The following is a 2,764-nucleotide window of genomic DNA, read 5'->3' on the forward strand; positions in this document are numbered from 1 at the left end:
TGCACTATCAGGTACTGGGCCGCGGCCAAGGAAGCGGCGGGAATCGCCGAGGATCCGGTCGAGGCCACCACTCTCGGCGAGGCCCTCGACGCGGCGCGTCGGCTGCACCCGGACGACCGCTTCCAGCGTGTTCTCGGGGTTTCCTCGTTCCTGATCGGCGAGGAGCCGGTCGGCCGCCGGGCCCATGGTGACGTTCCGGTCACGGATGGGACTGTGATCGAGGTCCTACCGCCCTTCGCGGGTGGGTGAGGTGCCGGAAAAGGCTGCGGAATCCGGAGGAAACATGACGGAAATCCCTGCGTGGGCGGGGCGGGCGCGCGTGGTGATGCTCGGCAAGCCGGGCTGCCATCTGTGCGAGGACGCCTGGAAGGTGATCGACGCGGTGGCCGCCGAGTCCGGCGCGACCCGCGCCGAGGTGTCCCTGGCCGAGGTGGGGGAGGCCGACCGCGAGGAGTACTGGGACAAGATCCCGGTCACTTTCGTCGACGGCGCCCGGCACGATTTCTGGCGGGTGGACGAGGCCCGCCTGCGCGCCGCACTCAACGGCTGAAGGCCTTCCACCGGCCTTCCACGCGTCCGCCGTTCACCCGCCGAAATCGCCCCGCCGTGAAAGCGGGATCGTTGTGTGAACGGGTTTCCCATTCACTGCTTTTCACCACCGGAACGGTCGCGGGGGGACACGGGATAACACCACATCCCATCGGACCCGTTTCGGGCGCGGGATCGTCGGATCATCCCCGCCCCGTCGGCCTGTACGGCCCGCGGGCCGGGGCCGCCGACGGCGACTCACCGGGGCCGCCGCTGGGAACTTATGAGCGCGGCGTCACAACCGACCCCACTTTGTGCGTCCTTTCACAAGCGCGTAACCTAGGGACACCCGACAACCCTCCGGCCCCGCGCCCGCACGACCCGCCCTCAGGAGCAGCCGCCCGTGACACGTCGTCCGCCCAGGCCCCGGGAGAGGGGAATCCCGGAGGCCACCGTCGCCCGGCTCCCCATCTACCTGCGCACCCTGCAGGCGCTCCAGGACCGGGGCACCCTCACCGTCTCCTCGGAGGACCTGGCGTCGGCCGCGGGGGTCAACTCCGCCAAACTCCGCAAGGACCTCTCCCACCTGGGGTCCTACGGAACGCGGGGGGTCGGCTACGAGGTCCAGTACCTCGTGTACCAGATCTCGCGTGAACTTGGTCTCACCCAGGACTGGGCCGTCGCCATCGTCGGCATCGGCAACCTGGGCCGCGCTCTGGCCAACTACGGGGGGTTCGGGACCCGCGGGTTCCGCATCGCGGCCCTGCTCGACGCCGACCCCGCCATGGTGGGGCGGCGCGTCGCCTCACTGGACGTCGGGCATATTGACACCCTGGAGTCCGTTGTTCGCGACAAAGGCGTCTCCATCGGGGTGATCACCACGCCGGCCGCCTCCGCGCAGGCGGTCGCGACCCGCTTCGTCGAGGCGGGGGTGAGCAGCATCCTCAACTTCGCCCCGGTGGTGCTGAATGTGCCGGACGGGGTCGATGTGCGTAAGGTCGACTTGTCCATCGAACTCCAGATCCTCGCCTTCCACGCGCAGCGCCGCAACGGCGACGAGGGCCACGGCGCGGAACCGGCGGGACTGGAACTGACATGAACACACCGCGGGGCCGCGCCCCGCGGACCGGGTCGCGAGGCCTGCATGAGCGGCGGCGGTGAGCGAGCGTCCGCCGCGCTTCCGGGGGGTCGCCCGCAGCGTGCGGAGACCCTGGCGGAGCATGAAGAGACGCTGATGTAGTGCCCTGCATAGGAGAATGCGGATGAGTGTCCTGGCCGTGGGATTGAGCCACCGGAGTTCGCCGGTGGCGCTCCTGGAGCGCGTCGCGCTGAACGGGGAGACACGGGCCAAGGCCGTCGAGGAGATGCTCGGCACCGAGTCCGTCAACGAGATCATGGTGGTCTCCACCTGCAACCGGACCGAGGTCTACGCCGACGTCGACGCCTTCCACGGCGGGGTCGCCGCCGTGACCGAGATGCTGTCCTGGCACACCGGCGTCCCCCTGGCCGAGCTCTCCGAGCACATGTACGTGCACTACGAGGACCGCGCCGTCCAGCACCTGTTCTCCGTCACCTGCGGCCTGGACTCCATGGTGCTCGGCGAGGGCCAGATCCTCGGCCAGGTCCGCGACGCCCTCAAGTCCGGCCAGGAGACCGGCTCCGTCGGCCGCGTCCTCAACGACCTGGGCCAGCGCGCCCTGCGCGTGGGCAAGCGCGCCCACACCGAGACCCACCTGGACCACGCCGGGGCGGACATGGTGAGCTTCGGCCTCACCGTCGCCCTGCGCCGCCTGGGCGCCGGCCCCACCGGCGGCGGCGAGGTCACCGCGGACCGCACCGTCCAGGAGATCGGCGCCACGCCCCCGGTCGGCTGCCCGATGTCCGCGGCCGGCGGCGACACCGCCGACGCCCCGGGCATCGCCCGCGCCACCGCCGGGCCCCTGGCCGGGATGCGCGTCCTGATCCTGGGCGCGGGCTCCATGAGCGCCCTGTCCGCCAACACCGTCGCCCGCCAGGGCGCGGCCACCGTCATCGTGGCCAACCGCACCCGCGAGCGCGCCGACCGCCTCGCCGAGTGCCTCACCGAGGCCTACGACGGCGTCACCGCCCGCTCGGTACCCTTCGCCGACGCCGCCGCGGTCCTGCCCGGCGTCGACCTGGTCATCTCCTGCACCGGAGCCCAGGGCCTGGTGCTGACCTCCGAGGCCGTCGCCGCCGTCACCGCGGGCCGCACCCG

At 71.6% G+C, this 2,764-nt stretch carries 4 protein-coding genes; all 4 read left to right on the forward strand.

The window, feature by feature from the left end; all coding sequences use genetic code 11:
• Positions 1 to 249: MoaD/ThiS family protein (locus tag ACJOT3_RS33885; RefSeq protein WP_406977215.1), on the forward strand; the 249-nt coding region annotated here is incomplete at its 5' end.
• A 34-nt stretch (positions 250 to 283) separates the two neighbouring features.
• Positions 284 to 550, forward strand: a complete 267-nt coding sequence (locus ACJOT3_RS33890; protein WP_406977216.1) for a glutaredoxin family protein — start codon at positions 284 to 286, stop codon at positions 548 to 550.
• 381 nt (positions 551 to 931) lie between these two features.
• On the forward strand, positions 932 to 1,627 hold the full coding sequence (locus ACJOT3_RS33895) for a redox-sensing transcriptional repressor Rex (protein WP_406977217.1): 696 nt from the start codon (positions 932 to 934) through the stop codon (positions 1,625 to 1,627).
• A gap of 163 nt (positions 1,628 to 1,790) precedes the next feature.
• Positions 1,791 to 2,764: glutamyl-tRNA reductase (locus tag ACJOT3_RS33900; protein WP_406977218.1), on the forward strand; the 974-nt coding region annotated here is incomplete at its 3' end.

Origin of the sequence: Nocardiopsis protaetiae (assembly GCF_045446735.1) — a bacterium.
GTDB lineage: Bacteria > Actinomycetota > Actinomycetes > Streptosporangiales > Streptosporangiaceae > Nocardiopsis > Nocardiopsis protaetiae.